This is a genomic window from Bacteroidales bacterium (assembly GCA_014860585.1).
Classification (GTDB): Bacteria; Bacteroidota; Bacteroidia; order Bacteroidales; family 4484-276; genus RZYY01.
Window position 1 is genome coordinate 18,987 of sequence record JACZJL010000114.1, and the last position, 19,670, is coordinate 38,656.

The 19,670-nt window shown below is 41.1% G+C and carries 14 protein-coding genes; 2 read left to right on the forward strand and 12 right to left on the reverse strand.

Going from position 1 to position 19,670, the window contains the following annotated elements; translation table 11 throughout:
* Positions 1-25: 25 nt before the first annotated feature.
* On the reverse strand, positions 26-529 hold the full coding sequence (locus tag IH598_12305; GenBank protein MBE0639292.1) for a flavodoxin: 504 nt from the start codon (positions 527-529) through the stop codon (positions 26-28).
* Positions 530-660: 131 nt separating this feature from the next.
* Here IH598_12305 and pdxH point away from each other — a divergent pair, with 131 nt between their 5' ends.
* Positions 661-1,308, forward strand: a complete 648-nt coding sequence (gene pdxH / locus IH598_12310) for a pyridoxamine 5'-phosphate oxidase (protein ID MBE0639293.1) — start codon at positions 661-663, stop codon at positions 1,306-1,308.
* 36 nt (positions 1,309-1,344) lie between these two features.
* On the opposite strand, the gene IH598_12315 is transcribed toward pdxH, so the two are convergent.
* The 8 genes from IH598_12315 to guaB all read right to left on the reverse strand — a co-directional run bounded on the left by IH598_12315 (position 1,345) and on the right by guaB (position 12,353).
* The gene (locus IH598_12315; GenBank protein ID MBE0639294.1) at positions 1,345-2,829 is read right to left on the reverse strand and encodes a TolC family protein; all 1,485 of its coding nucleotides are present in this window, start codon (positions 2,827-2,829) and stop codon (positions 1,345-1,347) included.
* 6 nt (positions 2,830-2,835) lie between these two features.
* The gene (locus tag IH598_12320; GenBank protein MBE0639295.1) at positions 2,836-4,152 is read right to left on the reverse strand and encodes an ABC transporter permease; all 1,317 of its coding nucleotides are present in this window, start codon (positions 4,150-4,152) and stop codon (positions 2,836-2,838) included.
* Between the two features lie 3 nt (positions 4,153-4,155).
* Entirely contained in the window at positions 4,156-5,406 is a 1,251-nt protein-coding gene (locus tag IH598_12325; protein MBE0639296.1) for an HlyD family efflux transporter periplasmic adaptor subunit, read from the reverse strand.
* Positions 5,407-5,500: 94 nt separating this feature from the next.
* The gene (locus IH598_12330) at positions 5,501-6,472 is read right to left on the reverse strand and encodes an AAA family ATPase (protein MBE0639297.1); all 972 of its coding nucleotides are present in this window, start codon (positions 6,470-6,472) and stop codon (positions 5,501-5,503) included.
* A 56-nt stretch (positions 6,473-6,528) separates the two neighbouring features.
* Positions 6,529-7,881, reverse strand: a complete 1,353-nt coding sequence (locus tag IH598_12335) for a peptidylprolyl isomerase (GenBank protein MBE0639298.1) — start codon at positions 7,879-7,881, stop codon at positions 6,529-6,531.
* 9 nt (positions 7,882-7,890) lie between these two features.
* Positions 7,891-8,739, reverse strand: a complete 849-nt coding sequence (locus tag IH598_12340; GenBank protein ID MBE0639299.1) for a hypothetical protein — start codon at positions 8,737-8,739, stop codon at positions 7,891-7,893.
* A gap of 9 nt (positions 8,740-8,748) precedes the next feature.
* The gene (locus IH598_12345; GenBank protein ID MBE0639300.1) at positions 8,749-10,761 is read right to left on the reverse strand and encodes a peptidylprolyl isomerase; all 2,013 of its coding nucleotides are present in this window, start codon (positions 10,759-10,761) and stop codon (positions 8,749-8,751) included.
* Positions 10,762-10,880: 119 nt separating this feature from the next.
* Positions 10,881-12,353, reverse strand: a complete 1,473-nt coding sequence (gene guaB / locus IH598_12350; protein ID MBE0639301.1) for an IMP dehydrogenase — start codon at positions 12,351-12,353, stop codon at positions 10,881-10,883.
* A 129-nt stretch (positions 12,354-12,482) separates the two neighbouring features.
* On the opposite strand from guaB, the gene IH598_12355 reads away from it, so the two are divergent.
* Entirely contained in the window at positions 12,483-12,950 is a 468-nt protein-coding gene (locus tag IH598_12355; protein ID MBE0639302.1) for an NUDIX domain-containing protein, read from the forward strand.
* Positions 12,951-13,009: 59 nt separating this feature from the next.
* On the opposite strand, the gene IH598_12360 is transcribed toward IH598_12355, so the two are convergent.
* The 3 genes from IH598_12360 to mnmG all read right to left on the reverse strand — a co-directional run bounded on the left by IH598_12360 (position 13,010) and on the right by mnmG (position 19,653).
* Positions 13,010-16,096, reverse strand: coding sequence for a GHKL domain-containing protein (locus IH598_12360; GenBank protein ID MBE0639303.1), 3,087 nt, complete (start codon positions 16,094-16,096; stop codon positions 13,010-13,012).
* Between the two features lie 763 nt (positions 16,097-16,859).
* Positions 16,860-17,750: a class I SAM-dependent methyltransferase gene (locus tag IH598_12365; protein ID MBE0639304.1), complete on the reverse strand. Its 891-nt coding sequence runs from the start codon at positions 17,748-17,750 to the stop codon at positions 16,860-16,862.
* Positions 17,751-17,778: 28 nt separating this feature from the next.
* Positions 17,779-19,653 (reverse strand): tRNA uridine-5-carboxymethylaminomethyl(34) synthesis enzyme MnmG, encoded by a 1,875-nt coding sequence (mnmG, locus tag IH598_12370; protein ID MBE0639305.1) that lies wholly within the window; start codon positions 19,651-19,653, stop codon positions 17,779-17,781.
* Between the last annotated feature and the right edge of the window lie 17 nt (positions 19,654-19,670).

Genomic DNA, 19,670 nt, shown 5'->3' on the forward strand with positions numbered 1-19,670 from the left:
TGTGTTTTCAAAAAGGTTGAAAGGATTAATGAAACTCACTGCGCAGCTGCTCAACCCATCTGCTGATGCGCGCTTGCGTTAAGTCTGCCTGGTTTACATTGTCAATTGCCAGCCCGACAAACCTGTTGTTTTTAATGGCCAGCGAAATTTCAAAATCATAGCCAACAATGGGGGTGAAGCCAACGATGGTGATCTTATCTTTAAAACGGTGATAAAGGGCGCCCAGGCCGTTCACAAAACTGTCGGCCCACTCTTTCTGATCTCCGGTTCCAAACAGGGCAATCCGTTTAGCCGAAAGGTCAGTTGAGTCTATTCGGCCTGCAAATTTCTCCCAGTCTTCCTGCATTTCACCCAAACCCCAGGTAGATGTTCCGAAAATCAGGTTATCATATTTTTCAATGTCTTTTGCTGTCGCTTTTTCGATGCTGAACAGGTCGGCCTGATCGGCGCCAAAAGCTTGTTGTATCTGTTCAGCAACTTTCATTGTGTTCCCGAGCGTAGAACCGAAGAATATTCCAATTTTTTTCATTTTAAATCCATTTTTACAGATAGTAAACAACACGGATTTACTTTTGTTTGTGTGAAGAGCCAATGCTTAGGGATTAATTCAGTCAATTCATTTTAGTAAAAGAAATATTCCGAAATTCAATCTCCACCTTTATGGAAAATTTAAAATTAGCAGAAATCAGAAAAGAATATTTGCAGGGCGAACTGGACGAAAAGAGTGTGGATAAAAATCCTCTGATTCAATTTAGCCTTTGGATGAATGATGCCCTGAAAGCAGAGGTGTTGGAGCCAACTGCCATGGTGCTTGCAACAGTTGGTAAGAATTTTAAGCCCTCCGCCAGAATGGTTTTGCTCAAAGGCGTTGATGATGGGGATTTTTTATTTTTTTCCAACTATGAAAGTAAAAAAGGATTACAAATTGATGAAAACCCGCATGTTGCGCTGACCTTCTTCTGGAAGGAACTTGAACGTCAGGTACGGATTGAGGGTGAAGTGGAAAAAACTTCGCAAGCCATTTCTGATGACTATTTTAAATCTCGCCCTTACGAAAGCCGTCTAAGCGCTGCTGCATCACCCCAAAGTAAGCCCGTCACGGGCAGGCGGGAGCTTGAACGTTTAAAAGATGAGTTAAGAGAGCAATTTCCCGACAGGAACTTTCCCCGGCCGGCAAACTGGGGAGGATACAGGGTTAAGCCCCGGTTGATTGAATTTTGGCAGGGTCGCAGAAGCCGCCTTCACGACAGGGTTGTTTATGAACTGAATAGCCAGGGAGTGTGGCTAATTAGCAGGCTGGCGCCATAGTTTCAATGGGCAGTTGAAAATTCTGAGCTTTCTGTTTTAGCGCAGCAGATCGAAATTGATTGAAATTTCCCTGTTTTCGCGGAAATCGTACATCGTGAGTTTCCTTATCTGGTAATAGTTGTTCCAGTAGTTTTGGAGACTTCTGATGAAGCTGACTCGTGAGTTGTCGCTGTTGATTTGTGCCGTTGTAAGGTCGGTGATGCTCACTTTATCAATCAGGTAGCGCTGTCGTGAAATTTCATAGCTTTTCTGCGCTACGGTGTCGGATTTGGCAGCAATCTCAAGCCGTCGCTGTTGCATCTTGAAATCCATCACCTGTAAAAAAACACTTTGATTAAAGTCAATTCTTTCCTGTTCCACCGCGGTTCGTACGATATCTCTGTCCGATTCAGCCACCTTGATTCGTCCCTTCGCCAGACCCCAGTCAATGATTGGAATTTGGATGCCGAGCACAAATAATTGTTGATCCTGCGGGTCTTTGTAAACTTCTTCGAATTCAGCAGAACTTTGGGTTAAACCGTATTGTGCAAAAATATTGGCACTAAAGCGATCGGTAGTACGGGCACGGACCACTTCTCTGTCTGATTCGATTAACCTGCGATCAAAAGCCAATGCCTGAGAGTTATTCAGGTTAGCCAGTTCGATGGCAAAATCGGGGGGTATTTCAAAGTAGCTCACGCCCTCGACGGGTGGAACCGGTTCTATGGAAACATCATCCTGCAATCGAAGGTAAGACTTCAGTTTAAACATTCGATCTTCAACATCAAGGGCAGCGGTTTCGTAATCGGCCTGTGCCCTCAGGTAGCTAAGCTCAAGTTGCAACAATTCGTTTTCACCGATACGGCCAAGATTAAAACGACCAAGCCCGATTTTATACAGCGTGTCATAGTAGGCCGTGTTTTGTTCAGCAACATCCTTTTGAATTTGCGAAATGAGCAGGTTAAAAAACAGGTTCGTAACATTGATTGCAATCTGTTCCACTTCCTCCAGATACCTTCGTTTGGCCTCGTTGTAGCGGATCGGATCAATCATCTTCGACCATTTATAAGGGTTAAATCCGAAGATGTTTTGTGAATATCCAACCACCAACGGCGTCGAGAGCCATGCATTCGGCGCAAGTCCGGTGAGGTAGTCGATCCGCTGGAGACCTGTTCGCATATACACCTGCCCTCCTGTAACCCCGATATTTTTACTCAGGGTAAGGTCTGCCGAGGCAGTCGAAAGGCTTCGCTCCCTGAAAGCTTCGCTGCCATCTGGCTGGATTACTTTTTCGATCGAACGGGTATATTGTGGCAAGGTGGCTTCAAAATCGAGTTTTGGGAGAAGCATAGCTTCGGAAGTGCGTAATTCCCAGAAGCTTTTCAGGAACCTGTTTTTGGCTGAAAGTGCATCCGGTGACTGCTCCTGTGCAAGGGTAATCACCTGATCAAGAGTCATCTGCTTACGAAGCGGCTGAGTATGGACGCTTGTTGTGAGTAGTAAACTCAATATTGCTAAAGCGAAATTTTTTATTCTTTTCATAAGGCACTATTCATGTCTTAACGAAGTAACCGGGTCTTGTCCGGCGGCTTTTCGGGCTGGCATCAGGCCAAACACAATACCCACTGAGGCGGCTACACCGAAGGAGACCAGTATTGAAAACAGCGAAACTACTGTTAGAATCCCTGTGGTTGTCATAATGATATGAGCCAGAATAACGCCGAGTACTATCCCGATAAAACCACCACTGATACTGATGATGGTAGCCTCGGCTACAAACTGAAAAATAATGTCATTTCGCCTGGCGCCAATGGCTTTGCGAAGTCCGATCTCACTGATGCGCTCCATCACCGAAGCGAGCATAATGTTCATAATACCGATGCCGCCAACAATGAGTGAAATGCTGGCAATAGCCCCCAGCACAATGTTGAAAATGTCTTTAGTTCGTTGTTGCTGTTTGAGCAGGAGTTCAGGTATGATGATCTCGAAATCGTCTAACCCGGCATGTCGACGTATTAGCATGCGCTGAATGACTGCAGCGGTGGCAGCCAGTTGCTCGCTTTCCTTCATCTGGACAATCAATTTATCCAACTGATTGGTATTATCGCTGGTTTGCTCGTTGTTTCCCTGGTTAATGCTGGCTTTGGTGAGTAAAGAACGATCGCGGTAGCGAAGCAGGACGGTTTTTATAGGAGCAAAAACTGTGTTGTTAAACTCGCTCACACCCAACGTTTCTGTTGCTGCTTTGCTTACTGCACGCGATTTGGTCACCCCGATCACTTCAAGCCAGATATTTCCGCATTTAATCTTTTTTCCGATTGGATTTTCCTGTTTAAAATACTTTGCGCGAATATCCGGCCCTATGATACAAACGGGAGCTCCGTGTTCGCGTTGCCAGTCTGAAAACATTTCGCCTTCGTATAATTCCAGGTTGTACACATCGAAGAAGCCGGGTTCGACACCCGAAAAACGTGCATTTCCACGGGTACCTGATTTAACAACAAATGTATTGTAAACCACTTCAGGGCTAATTCTATCAACTCCAGGAATAATTTCGCTGATGCTTTGAGCGTCGGCAAGTGTAAGTCCCGGGGAATATTTTTTATTTACCGTCTGACCGTCTTCTTCGGTTTGTTCCTCTTCGGTTTTGGTTTCGTCAGTAATTTTTGGGGTAATTACGATGTTGTTGACGCCAACCATCCGGATTTGTTCCAGAATTTCCTGCTGGGCACCTGTTCCAATTGCCATCATTGCTATAACTGCAGCCACACCAAAAATGATTCCCAGCGCAGTAAGGATTGAGCGGAATTTGTTGGTAAATACCGCTTCAACCGCTGAATTCAGGTTATAGAGATGCCGCTTCAAAAGTTATTTGTTGAGGGTGACAAGTTTTAAATCTGCATGATTTTCAGGAATAGCAATGTGCACTTCATCTCCCTGTTCCAACCCCTCAAGAATGATAATTTCATTGTTGTTGGTCGGACCGGGCAAAACCTGTTTTTTTACAGTGTTCATTCCCACATCCTGAAAAACATAACTTATTGTATCGTTGCTGTGTAAAGCTTCAATCGGGATAAAAAGCACACTGTCAATCTGAGCTGTAATGATCATATTTTTAGTGGTCATGGCCGGACGCATGATGGTATCGGACTCGTTTACAGCAATAATTACTTCAAACACTTTAGCATCTGAGCCCGGGCGTTGTTCGCCAATATTTGCCACTTCACTGACAATCCCCGAATATTCGCGTTCGGGGAAAGCATCTATGTTCACCTTTACCTGCTGGCCGGTTTTCACTTTTGAAATGTCTATTTCGTTAACATAGGTTTTCGAAATCATTCTCGAAAGGTCGGGTAGCAAAGCAACCACATTATCCCAGGAGTTGACGGTTGATCCTGTTTCGGTTTTTCTTCCCCGCCAGTCTCTGCGATAAATAATCATTCCCCGTTTTGGGGCATAAACGGTGAATTGCTTGAGGATGTCGAGCATACGTTCTCTGCGACGCTGCGCCTGCTCAAGCGTTGCCGTGACTTCCTGCATCTCAGCTTTCGATTTTTCAAACCTGAGCACATAATTTTCAACAGCCTGGTCGTATGCACGCTGTGCCTTTTCGTAGTTGATGGCCTCCTGGCGCTGCACTGCAGGGGGTTCATAGATAGATTGTTCAACTTTGATCTGCTGTTCTTCGAGGCCAAACTTAAGGTTTATCAGCTCATTACGGGCAGCCCTCATGTTGAGGGACGTGTCGAGCATGGTCTTGGTATATTGGGACTCCAGTTTCTCCAATTCACTCTCGAGGTCTTTAAGTTTACTCATGACCTCAGTCTGATCAAGGGATGCAACAAAAGCGCCTGAGTCGACAATGGTACCTTCAGGGATCAACTGATTGATCCTTATGTCACTCCAGATTTGAATTGAACGAAGGTTTTCGGGTCCGTAGATGTTTTCGGAACTTTTTGCTTCAAGCTCGCCTGTGGTGTTCACATCAACGATAAATTTCCCGTATCTGACCGGCACCTTTATTGATTCTACCGTTGATGTTTCTTGTCGCATCAGGTACCAAACAACGACAATGAGCACGAATGCCGAAACCATAAATATTACCAACTTTTTATTCATAGTCAGTATTTTACTAATTAGTTATCATTACCCGAAAAAAGTAAATCACCAGGAGCAAGAGTTAAGAAAATATGGATGATAGAAATAAACAGAATTATTCATCTTTTAATAACTCGTTGATGATTTTTTCGATGGAGATACCTTCTGCTTCTGCTTTGTAATTGCGCACAATTCTGTGACGCAGGATGGATGTTGCTACACTTTTCACATCTTCGATATCGGGAGAATATTTACCATTTATCGCTGCATGACATTTTGCTCCCACAATGAGGTACTGGGATGCACGTGGACCAGCTCCCCAGGTCAGGTATTCGTTGGCCCATGGATGTGATTCCTTGCGGTTTGCCCGGGTTTTGGTGGCCAGCTTCACAGCATATTCATACACATTGTCTGCCACCGGTATTTTTCTGATCAGGTTTTGGAAATATAAGATTTCATCACTGCTGATTACTACTTCAGGCTTGGCTTCGTAGGTGGTCGTAGTAGCTTTCACCACGTTGATCTCCTCCTGAAAAGACGGGTAATCGAGCCAGATGTTGAACATGAAACGGTCGAGTTGTGCCTCGGGCAAAGGATAGGTTCCCTCCTGTTCGATCGGGTTTTGGGTAGCCAGCACAAAGAAAGGCTCAATCAACTGATAATTTTTACCGGCAACCGTAATGGCTTTTTCCTGCATCGCCTCAAGAAGAGCCGACTGCGTTTTAGGTGGCGTACGGTTGATTTCATCGGCAAGGATGATGTTTGCAAATACAGGTCCTTTGATGAATTTAAAATTCCGGGTTTGGTCAAGAATCTCCGTTCCGATGATATCAGAAGGCATCAGGTCGGGGGTAAACTGAATCCGGCTGTAAGTGAGGCCGAGCACTTTCGAAACAGTATTCACCAGCAAAGTTTTTGCGAGGCCGGGTACACCTATCAGGAGAACGTGTCCTTTCGAAAAAATTGAAATGATGACATTATTCACCACCTCATCCTGCCCGACAATCACTTTGGCAATTTCCTTTCGTAATAGTTTTATTTTTTCTCCAAAAGCATCAATTGCTTCAACATCAGATTTGTATTGCATAAAGATTTTGTTTTTCGTTTAAATGGTAAATTAATGGTGTAATAAGGATAAATGCTTTAAAGCCATTTGTGTTCAAAGTCGCAATTAAGAAAACTATCATCAATCCGAATAAATGCCTTACGCGAATTGGCGACGATCCATTTTTTTATAATCTCTGATTTTTTCTGAAACAGCGCCCAGTTCTGTATCTGGTCATAATCTTCCTCAAGACTTGCACGATGGGGTTGGGTTCTTTTTTTCAGATAGAGTAACCGGTAGGCTTCGCTGCCATCCTGATCCTGCATCAAAACGGGAGTTGATAACTGTCCGACCTCTATTTTGTCAATTACAAAGAAAACTTTTGGATCCAATTCTTCTGGAGACCATTGGGTACCCCCTGTGTTAGGGTTGATCATAATACCTGCGTTGTTGCGTGATGGGTCGGTGGAGAATTTTGTTACTGCCTCCTCGAACGTGAGAGAATCAAGTCGAATTAATTGTGCAATGCTATCCAGAAAATTACGTGCATTTAAAAGTTCCTGGGGAGATACCTTGGGCTTCATCAGGATATGCCGGACACGCATAAAATCACCGCGCCGTTCAATACCCTGGATGATATGAAATCCGGCTTCGGTTTCGACTATGTCTGATATCTCACCCGGATCAAGTTTAAAAGCAATCGTTTCAAATTCAGGGTAAAGTTCACCACGTCCGCGTAATCCAATATCACCCCCCTGTCGTGCTGAACCCGGATCTTCGGAATAGAGCACAGCCAATGCTTCAAAACTCTCACCGTTAACAATCCGTTGGCGGTAGGATTGAAGACGTTCTCTGACCTCAAATTTCTCCTCCGGCGAGATGACCGGTTTCTTGACAATCTGAGCCAGCTCAACCACTGAACTGATTAACGGAATGCTGTCGGTCGGGATGTTCTTGAAAAACTTGCGTACCTCCGAAGGGGAAACTTCAGCAAATTCGGTAATACTTTGCTGCACCTGTTCGATCAATATCTGCTTTTCGATCACATCACTGAGATCGCTTTTGAATTCAGTCACCGATTTATCATAGAACTGCTCAAGTTTTTCCTGTGAGCCAAACTGGCCGATAAAATACCGCATTCTCCTGTCTAACTCCGAATTCACCTGGTCAGGCGTGACCACAACACTATCCAGTTCAGCCTGATGTAAGAGCAGTTTTTCGAACAACAAATTTTCCAAAATCATACATTTGGTGGCTTCTTCGCTCTCCTTTACGCCGCCCTGCATTCGCATTTGTAAATATTGCTGCTCAATGTCGGATAGCAATATATACTCTTTGCCCACTACAGCTACCACTTCGTCAATCACTACACCCTTTGACTCCTGACCTGAAGCAGGTTGTTGAAAACAAAAGAGGGTGATCATCAGAACGATTAAGATTGTTTTATTCATGGGTCACTTTTAAAAGTATTCGAAGTCATTTTTTGCCCTCGCCTGTTCGTAAATTTCCTGGTGCATCTCACGGATGAGTTTCTGCTTCCTGTCGTTCAGGATAATGAGCTTGATATTATCCCGCTCATAGAGCAATGGGGCAATGGTTCCTTTTAGTTTGTATTCGGTAAAATAGATCAGGTGGTAATATGGTGTTTCCTGAATTTCAACAAAACTGTTTTGTTCGAGAAATGATTTTGTGTTTTCCACCTGCAAAGGCACCTTTGAAAGGAAACGATTGAATGGTATCCATTCGTCAGTTATGATCGCATAATCTTCGCTAAAATTTACCGCATAATATATGAGCGAATCCTGGTTTCTTTCAAAATTCCTTTTGAAAAGTTTTCTCATCTGAGGCAGCTGGGGCGACTCCTCTCTGATTTTGATGTATAAGAATCGTACAATGTCATCTTTCAGGATGAAGTTGGCGAGGTTGGCTTCGTAATAAGTCAATAATTCCCTGTCGCTAACAATAGTATCCAGGTTCTGACGTATCAGTTCGCTTTCGTAAGTATAAATAATGAGCGAATTGCGGTAATCTCTTAACTGTAGGGTAAAATCCTTTTTTTCACTGGTCAGGTTCTTTTCTGCCTGTTGCAGCAGCAATTGATTTTTAATCCAATTGTTGATGTAGCTGTTGATGATGGCCATACTGTCAGCAGGTGTAGCATCTATTGGAACCAATCCGATCAGTTCAGACTCATAAAGGTAATTACCATAAACTCTTGCCACAGCACGTTCGTTGGTGATCAAACGGTTGTCGTCGCAGGAGCTGAAAATGATGGCCAGGAGAAAAAATGAAAATTGGAAAAATCTCAAATCAGGTGACTATTTTATTGTCGAAAGAACGTCCTGGTTAACTGTTACAGTATATTTCTCCCTCAATTGTTTCAACCACTCCTGCTCAAGATAATTTTGATAATCAGCTGTAATTATACCCCTGGCTTCGCTTAATGATTTTGTTTCCGGGTCAAGTAAATCTTTGATCACTGCAAATCCAAAACGGTCATCTTTTTCTTGAACAACCGGTGATATCCCTTTTTTCCACTCAATATTGTCAATGATAAAGTCTTCCTCCTTTGGGAATTTTCTTTCGGTGATAGTGATCTCATTGGTTTCGTCAGCGTTGAAGGCTTCTTTGATCTGATCAACACTCATTCGCTGCTCTGCCATGGCATGGGCCTTCTCAGCTCCATTTTTTGTTGTTGAAGTCATCAGGATAGCATCAACCCTGCTTCCCCACATGTAATTCACCCGGTTCTTTTCATAAAAATCTTTTAATCCTGTCGTATCTTTAATGGCTTTACTCCATACTTTCTGATCCGTAAGTTCAAAGAGCAAGATGCCGTCACGGTATTCTTTAACCAGCGCTTTAAACTCTGGATGTTTTTCCTCAAGGCGGGCATCTTCGTATTGTATTGCGTTGTCTTCGATGAATTTATCAAAGCTACGGTCAACAAATTGAACTACGGTTTCCTTTGGATTGATAGACTGATTTTTGGCCAGATATTCAGCAAACTCCTGTTGATAATATTCCTTGTCGCCTAACCTGGCAATCACACTATTTAGGCCGGCGGCTTGTTCAACTTCCCATTTTCTGCTGTAAATGCTTGAATCAATCACATTGTAAAAGGCTTCAATCGCTTTGTCAAATTTCTTGAATGGGGCTTCTTGTTTAATTCGCCTTATGATGGACTCCTTGCTTAAATTAGCACGGGTGTCCTTTGTCAGACTTTGTTTCAGGTTAGCTTTTTCGTCTTCGAAAGTACCGATAGGTTTAACATCAATCAGCTTGATGATGTGCCATCCATAGGAGGTTAACACAGGCTCAGAAATCTGTCCGGTATCTGCAATAGTCCGGATGCCATCGATAAACTGCGGCACCATACGATTGGAGCTGAACCATGGGAGTACTCCGCCATTCATTGAGGAACTTTTATCGTCGGAAAATTTCCGAACCAAAGTGTCCCATTCAGCACCCGATTTCAGTGCATTATAAAGAGAGTCGGCTTTTGCTTTCAGTTGAGCATTGTTTTCATCAGTGGGTTCCTGGGGCGTTTGCAAAAAGAGATGTGCAACCTGTACCCTTCCAAGCGCAGGCTTTTTATCCTGAAGTTTTACCAAATGGAATCCAAATTGGGTTCTGACCGGTTGTGAAACCTCGCCAACTTTCAAATTGTATGCTGCCTCCTCGAATGGATAGACCATATCGAAAACTGAGAAATAACCGATATCGCCTTTGTTTCCTTTACGGGCAGGCTGGAAGCCGCGTGCAGCCATATCGCGAGCAGACGGGTCGTCAGAAACCTCGGCAGCAACTTCACCGAAATCTTCTCCGTTTTCGACTATCCGCTTTCTGATTCCCATAATTTTGTTGTAGGCTTCAATGGTATCTTGTGTGGGGGCAAACTGGTCAAGGGTGATGAGGATATGGCTGGCGCGGATGTCATATTTCTTTCGCTCATAAGCCTGTTCAAGCATTTGATTGTTTAAATCCTCGTCCACAAAATATGGCTTGGCCAATTGATCACGGTATCCTTTCAACTCGTTTATAAATGAGGGAACCGTGTCAAGACCCAAGTCTTCGGCCTCTTTTACCTTTAGTTTAAAATTGATGTACAAATCAAGATACTCCTCAAGCGACTTACGATCAAGCACCTCGCCTTCAACGTTGTTTTTTTGATAAACGGCCATGAATTCCGAAACAGTGATGTTTTGATTCCCGATACTCAGCAAAACGGGGTCTTTGTCTTTTTGAGCAAACAGGGTAAGCGTTGAGATGGTTAAAATGGCAACAAGCAGTGTTGATTTGACCAGTTGCGGTATTTGTTTGTGTTTCACTGAATAACTCTGTTTTTGCATCTGATGAGGTTCTTTATTGATGTTAATTAATTTATTATATTTAAGTTTCATTTACGATTAAACAGCCTGATTATTTTATGATTAAGAGTAAAAAACAACTAAAATTTGCTGTAGTTCGGCGCCTCACGTGTAATGGTGATGTCGTGAGGATGGCTCTCAGTAACACCGGCAGCGGTGATTTTGATGAATCTCGCTTTTTGCAGATCATTTATATTACGCGAGCCCGTGTAACCCATGCCAGCCCGGAGGCCACCTACCAGCTGATGGATTACTTCGCTCAATGTTCCTTTAAAAGGTACTCTGCCAACGATCCCTTCAGGTACTAATTTTTTAATGTCGTCTTCCATATCCTGGAAATAGCGATCCTTCGATCCCATTTGCATGGCTTCGATTGAGCCCATACCCCTGTAGGTTTTATATTTTCTGCCCTCAAAAATGATGGTGTCTCCGGGTGATTCATCCACACCGGCAAAAAGTGAGCCGGCCATGATTGAATTTGCACCTGCAGCAATAGCTTTTGCAATATCTCCGGTATAGCGGATTCCGCCGTCAGCAATCACCGGAATACCGGTATTTTTAATTGCACGTGCCACTTCATACACCGCCGAAAGTTGAGGAATGCCAACACCAGCAATAATTCTTGTGGTGCAGATTGACCCCGGCCCAATACCAACCTTTACTGCATTGGCTCCGGCTTTCACAAGGTCACGGGCAGCCTCGGCAGTACCAATGTTTCCAACAACCAGTTGAAGATCGGGATATTTTTGCCTGATCATTCTCGTGGTCTCTAAAACACCCCTTGAATGGCCATGGGCAGTATCTATTACAATAGCGTCCACCTGGTTTAGCACCAACTCATCAACCCGGTCCATTGTATCAGCACCAACACCTACGGCCGCTGCTACACGCAGTCGTCCACGTTCATCCTTGCATGCATTTGGTCTGGCTTTAATTTTAATGATGTCTTTATAGGTGATCAGTCCGACCAGCCTGAAATCCTTATCAACTACCGGTAGTTTTTCAATTTTATATTGCTGAAGAATGTCTCCTGCTTTTTCAAAATCGGTAAATTCCGTGGTAGTTACAAGGTTTTCCTTGGTCATGATTTCGTCCACAGGACGGAACAGATTTCTCTCAAAACGCAAGTCGCGGTTAGTAATGATACCCACCAGACGGTTTTCTTTATCAACCACCGGAATTCCTCCGATACTAAATTCTTTCATGATATGCAGAGCATCCTCCACCCTTGCTGTCTTGTCAAGCGTGATCGGGTTGAGAATCATTCCATTCTCGGCACGCTTAACCTTTTTCACTTCAATACCCTGCTTCTCAATATCCATGTTTTTGTGCAACACACCAATGCCACCCTCCTGTGCAATAGCGATGGCGAGTTTATGCTCAGTTACTGTATCCATTGCCGCTGATACAATTGGAATGTTCATCCGGATGCCGGTGGTGAAATGCGTTGATAGGTCTACTTCGCGGGGCAATACTTCGCTATATGCCGGAAGCAGCAACACATCATCGTAGGTCAATCCCTCGCCGGTAAATTTATCTTGATATTGAACCATTTGCTGTTTCTCTAAAATTGGTGGCAAAATTAGAAAAATTACTTGGAAATTTGCTTATAAAGTTATCTTACTATGATTTTGGTTACAGTTACCCCATAAATATCTTATTTTGCAAATTAAAATGTTGTCATGAACGAACAGATCAAAAGCATCAACCTCAGGGTTTATGGAATTGTTATCAATGAGAAACATCAGCTTTTAGTCACAGATGAATTCCGGTTGGGATTGCGCATGACCAAACTCCCTGGTGGAGGGCTAAATCCTGGAGAAGGAACAATTGATTGTCTTAAGCGCGAATTCATGGAAGAGTTAGGACAGGAAATTATAGGGATAGATCATTTCTATACTACCGATTACTTCCAGGTTACCAGTTTGTTGAAAGAACCACAGCAGTTGATCAGTATCTATTATCTGGTAAAGATATTATCATGGCATCAAATTGAAACAAAAGAAAAGCCTTTTGACTTTGAGGATGTAGATGGTGCTCAATCCTTTCGCTGGGTTGATCTGGAGTCATTTCAGACTGTAGAACTTACCTTCCCGATTGATCGGAAAGTGCTGAAAATGCTAAAAGAAAAGAATTTTTCAAACCGCTAAGAAATCGATCTTCAGCGATTTACCGTATTCACCGTCTACCGAATAAATCATTGCAAAATTTACACGTACAAGGAGTTTTCGATAAACGGCAGGCTAATTGTAAACACCGTACCACTTCCTTGTTTGGACTCAAAACTAATTTGCCCATCCGAATTTGCAATGATACTTTTTACGATGGCAAGACCAAGGCCCATTCCACTTGTTTTTGTAGTGAAATATGGGGAGAAGATTTTTTCAGTTAACTCTGGGGAAATGCCCATTCCGTTATCCGAGACCTTGATAATACACTGCTGATTTTCTTTCTTTACTTCAACATTAATAGTACCTGATGATTTGCGGCCAATGGCTTGCACAGCGTTTTTAATCAGGTTATTAAATGCCCGAAGCAATTGATCTTTATCTGCAAATACAATCACTTGTTCTTCTGAAAAACTCAATGTGATGGTGATGTTCACATAATTTCTAAATAAGTTGATTGTGGTTTGCATAATGTCAACCACATTTACCGCCTGCTTTCGGGTTGCCGGCATTTTGGCAAAATCCGAAAACTCGGTAGCAATGATCGAAAGAGCATCAATTTGTTCTATCATTGTTTGCGTGAACTTGTCCAGCCTGCCAGCCCAGTTAGGTGAGTCCTGGGTCCAAGCGCGTTGTAGGTGCTGAACGCTGAGTTTCATTGGAGTTAACGGGTTTTTAATTTCATGTGCTACCTGCTTGGCCATCTCACGCCAGGCACTTTCACGTTCTGATCGGGCTAGCAGCTCAGCGCTGATTGCTAATTCATCAACCATTCGGTTATAGGCATTTACAAGCTGCCCGATTTCATCTGCATGCCTCCATTCAATCTTTTCATTTTTCCCGCCAAGGTTAAGACCAGCGATCTTACCCATAATTAGCTTAATGGGGCGTGAAACATAATTGGAAATGATTAAAGCTATAATGATCGAAATAGCAATCAGAATAACATAAATATTAATATATGCCACAAGAAAGGTTGAGATTTCACGCTTCAGGTCGTTTTCCTTAGCGAAATAGGGAAGATTTAAATAAGCAATCACTTTATTTCTCTCATTTACAAATGGGATATAGGCCGACAAATAGTCTTGCTTTCCGATATTTTCATTTTGAATAAACAGCGAACTGCTTTTCATCGATAGCTCTTTGTATGCTCTGGGATTCATCTGCGTACCGATCAATTTCTCATCATAAATCTGCTTACGGGAAGAGGCGATGAGCTTCCCATCCAGGTTGAATAAATTGATATCAGTAAAAAACACATTTGAAAACTTTACCAGAAGATCACCTACATATGGTGTAAGATATTCATCAATTTGCTCTTCATTAAAAAGCTTATGTTGCATTTCAACAAGTATCGAATGAGTTTTTTCGCTCAAAATATCATTGTTTTTCTGAGCATTTAGGTTTTGGATATAAAACAACGTAAAAATACCGATTACCAAAAATGAGAATAAAATAACAGCAGACATCGAAAGTTGCAATCTTGTCCGGAAATTAAAACTGATTTTATGGTAGGAAAATGGAAGTATGAAAAAAGTAAATATGATCCCTGAAAAGAGCGCATAGAACAGAAACAAATAGGAAAATGGTGCAATAACGTCAAGAATCGTTTTATTTTTTTTGCTGATGATAAGATCACGTGATTCATCTATATGATAAATAAAGTGATTGTAGTTGTTCTGATCAATGAATGAATTCTTCACTTCATTTGGCAAGTAACTTGCAAGGGTGAAATTATAGAAATACTTTCCTACACGCTGCTGCAATTCACCATGCTGATATTTGGCATACGAATACTCCGAAAGATCAGGACTTCTTATTATTTCACGATCAATCAGCAATTCAGGAAAACCCAGATCCCGAGCTACATATTTGGGTGTGAGTTCCACAAAAATCCTGATAGGCAGAGATTCGGGCAATTTATTGTTATATTCCAAAACTGCTATGTAACCATAGTCTGCAGGTCCAAAATTCAAAAAATATAAATAGGGATTTTGTGTTGCTTTTCCCGAATTCCTGATCATGTTTTCAAAAAATGCCCAACATTCCAACTCTTTTTCATCTGGTTTAACAATCAGAAAATCAACGCTATTGCAAACTGTTATTTGATGATCATATTTGCGCCAGTAATCAGAAAAATACACTCTGCTTAAGTATTTTTCAACTGAATCGAGGTTGTTTGATTGTGATGTGTTAGTATAAATGAAATAATTAATTATGGAGTCGGATAAAATGATATTGACGTTTTTATCAAATAAATACTCGGCTACTGGATCGCGTTGGTCAGATGCCAGGTATAAAGCTAAAAACTTCCGGTGTTCTCGCTCTTTCTCATTATTGTAGGTATGTAAAGCATAGGTAGTGATGAGCGAAAACATCAGAATGTAAAAAACGATAATGCTAAGATTGAATTTCCATTTGCCAATATGAAAGAAACCCCCAAAAGATAGAATGTATAATAGAACAAATGAAATGTAAACCCAATTGCACTTCCCATAAAATGAACAAAACACAGCCCATACAGCAAGGACAGAAAGGGCTAAAATCGCATAAGTAGATATTCTACCAGCAGCCTTAAACGCCATAAAGGCCATTTTTGAAGTAATCAATAAATAGGTTAATATTGAAATAGAAATGATTAGAAAGGACAGCATGCTCATCCAGGAAAGGCTAAAAATGTTGTTAAGATTAACTGACACAATAGAATCGTTGATAAGACTGTCGTAGATGAAAATCAGGCCATTGAAGAAAATAAAAAAATGTAACATCAGAGAAAATGAAAAGAAATACCTGAAGAAAGGTTTCCGTCGCGTGATTTTCCAACTGAATTTATAGTGATAGAAAACGAAGAATGCAATGAGTAGTAGAAATATCATATTTATGAAAAGGTCTCCAAGCGAAGGAATCAATTCCGAATGCGCATAATAATGTGGGCCAAAAAAGCTGGAATTGTAAAGAATGTTTGGAATCTTAAAGTAGAACAGAACGACCCTAATCAGGATAATATCAAAAATAAAAGCAGTCAAAAACAACAGGTTTTTACCTCTCCCACTGAAAATTCTGAGATAAATCTCATAAATGAATCCGATAAAGAACAGCAGTGCTAAAAGATAGAACACGAAAAGCATGAACAACTGATGATTTGACAATAAGCACTTTTGACTTAAGTCAATCGAAAATAAATAATCACCCTCTTCGGAATAAACAGAACTGCCAGATTCCTTATCAATTGATATCTCCGCTGAACACGGAAAACCGAAAGATGGATGAAATTCGTTTTCTAAGTATTTGTTCTGGTAACTATAATTAAACTTAATCAGGTAAACCCCCAAATATTGAGTGGTTCCGGTTTTTTTCTGTGATAACCGGTAAAAGGCATTTCCTGAAAAAACTATATGATCAGAAAGAGCATTATTTACGAAATCAACCGGGACTGAATTCTCAGTCCAGAAAACCAATGAGTCAGATTCAAAAATAAAAAAAGCAAACCCATTTTCCTTAAAAGTAAGTTCATATAGGTTAAGTAAAAAAAAGACGGAATCACTATTGTTTTCGTAAAATCTTTGAAGATTTTCAAGTTCTGACAAAATTTTCTGATCCTTTTGATTGATCTTTTTTTGCAAGTCATTTATCGTTTTTTGCAAATCGACAGATTGCTGATAATATCTACCGGAAAAAACTGCCATAAGGATCATCACCATTGAAGAGATGAGATAAAACTTAACTTTACGACTATTTTGTCCAGATGACCACATAAATTAATAAAAAATATTTATCTTCCTAAAATACAGTATGTTAACTTCGAATTAAAATAATGACCAAATTCGAACGATTTCCAATATTTTGTACAAATGTACCAGAAAACCTAAAACACTGCCAAAGGGGCTCAAATTAAATATTTTGATGTTTGATTAAAAAAACAAGACTTGAATAATTATTTAGGTTCTGTTTTGCCGATTGATTTGAACGCATACCGTTTATCAGAGCATGAATAAAGCCAGGCTTAACGTGTTTGTATTTCTCGCTTAGCAAGCTGATATAAAAAGCATCAAACTTCATCGGATGAGAGGAAATTATTTTTAATTGATGGTTTTTAATTATCAGTGAAAATGTTTTTTTCGAAAAATGATAGAAATGACGGGGAACATCCCATGCTGCCCAGAATGTTTGATAGTGGCCCGCATCCCAGGATTCATGATTTGGCAAAGCAACCACAAGCAATCCATCACTTTTTAGCAGATTTTTGATTTGCTTGATTAGCAGATTTAAATCAGGCACGTGTTCAAGAACATGCCAAAGGGTGATCACATCAAAATTTCCAAAAGGAAGATGGGGAAGTTCTTTCTCGTCAAAAACATCTATATTATAGTTTTGGAGTGCAAACCCGCGGGGACTATCAGCGGGTTCGATACCAGTAACTTCCCACCCTTTCTTTTTCATAAAATGTAAAAAGTCTCCTGTTCCGCAACCGATATCCAGAATTTTCGAGGCTGTTTTGTGTTTGGCAATGAGTTTATACTTCCTGTAAAGTGAAATATTTCGGACAATGTTATAAACGCTACTCAACCATCCGACTTTGTTTTTATTATGAGAGATGTATTCATCAGACTGATAATACCGGGAAATTTCGGATTGTGCTGGTCTTGGATTTGTGAACAAGAAACCACAGTTGTTACATTGTACTACCTGAAATTCTTCCTTCGTAAGAAAATGATCAACAATTTTTTTGAACAATTGAAATTGATCGTTATCACAGACAGGGCAATGAGATAAAGCTTCCATTTAAAATTGTTTCTCGTGAAACATTTGGCTACCTTCCTAGATATACAATCAGTACAGAGATATCAGCCGGTGAAACTCCACTGATCCGCGAAGCTTGTCCGATTGTTTTTGGTCTGATTTTCGATAATTTTTCCCTTGCTTCCCACGACAAGGATTTTAGGTTTTGGTAGTCAAAATTATCATTTAAGTGAATATAATCCAGTTTTGACATTTTGCCGGCTACATCCTGTTCTTTCTGAATATAATTATCATATTTAATCAATATTTCAGCCTCTTCAACAGTCTCTGAAAGATGAGTTTCCCCAAGTGATGTGATGAAGTTTGAAAGAATAGGAAGTTGGCTAGTTAGATCAACAAAACTAACTTCAGGTCGAAGAATAAGGGTTTCGATTTTGACTTTTTGATTAAGGGGTGTTGACCCTATCTTTTCAAGGTAAGAATTTACTTCATCAGGAGAAACACTTTCTTTTTTTAAAAAAGTTCTCAATTTTTCGATGACCGAGAGTTTATAATTTACCCTTTCCATGCGGTCATTTGATGCCAAGCCGATTTTATGAGAAAGAGGAGTAAGGCGTAAATCAGCATTGTCCTGACGTAGCAAAATCCGATATTCTGCTCTGGATGTGAACATCCGGTAGGGCTCATCCACTCCTTTAGTAATAAGATCATCTATCAATACACCGATATAGGCATCCGAGCGGGTTAGGACGAATTCAGGCCTTTCATTTATTTTCAAATGAGCATTAATACCGGCGATAATTCCTTGTGCAGCAGCTTCTTCATAGCCTGTAGTTCCGTTGATTTGCCCGGCAAAAAAAAGATTATTAATCAGCTTTGTTTCAAGGGTATTATTGAGTTGAATGGGGGGGAAATAATCGTATTCAATAGCATATCCGGGTCTGAATATCTTGGCATTAGCGAATCCTGGAATTTTTCTTAATGCATCTACCTGAACGTAATCAGGAAGGGAAGATGAAAAACCGTTGATGTAATATTCGATGGTATTCCAACCTTCAGGCTCAACAAAAAGTTGATGGCTTGATTTGTGCGAAAACCGATCAATTTTATCTTCAATCGAAGGACAATACCGTGGGCCAATACCCTCAATTCGGCCAGTGAACATGGGTGATTCACTAAACCCTATCCGCAAAGCTTCATGTACTTTAAGATTTGTGTAGGCAACAAAACAGCTTCTTTGGTTCTTTAAAGTGGGTGTGTCAGTAAATGAAAATTTCTGTGGGTTTTCGTCCCCACTTTGTTCTTCTAATCTTGAAAAATCAATAGTGCGCCCATCAACCCTAACAGGTGTTCCTGTTTTCATTCTTGAAGATTCAAATCCCAGTTGAACCAAAGATTCGGTCAAGCCTTGAGATGGCTTCTCCCCAATCCTTCCACCACCAAATTGCTTTTTACCTATATGAATGATGCCATTAAGGAACGTTCCGTTGGTGAGAATTACGGATTTGGAACGAATTTCCAGACCCATGCTGGTTTTTACGCCTACAACCTTTTTATCCTCGACTAAAATACCAACAACCATGTCTTGCCAGAAATCAACATTGGGTGTTGCTTCAAGCATTTCCCTCCATTTAATCGAAAACTGTATTCGATCATTTTGAGCGCGGGGGCTCCACATGGCAGGACCTTTGGATTTATTCAGCATCCTGAATTGGATTGTAGTATGATCGGTTACTATTCCCGAATAACCACCCAAGGCATCAATTTCACGAACGATTTGCCCTTTTGCAATACCTCCCATGGCCGGATTACATGACATTTGGGCAATCGTAGTCATGTTCATGGTAATCAGCAGAACCTTTGATCCCATATTCGCTGCAGCTGCAGCTGCTTCGCTTCCGGCATGTCCGGCTCCAACAACTATTACATCATAATTTTCGAACATCATCAATTTGTTTCACG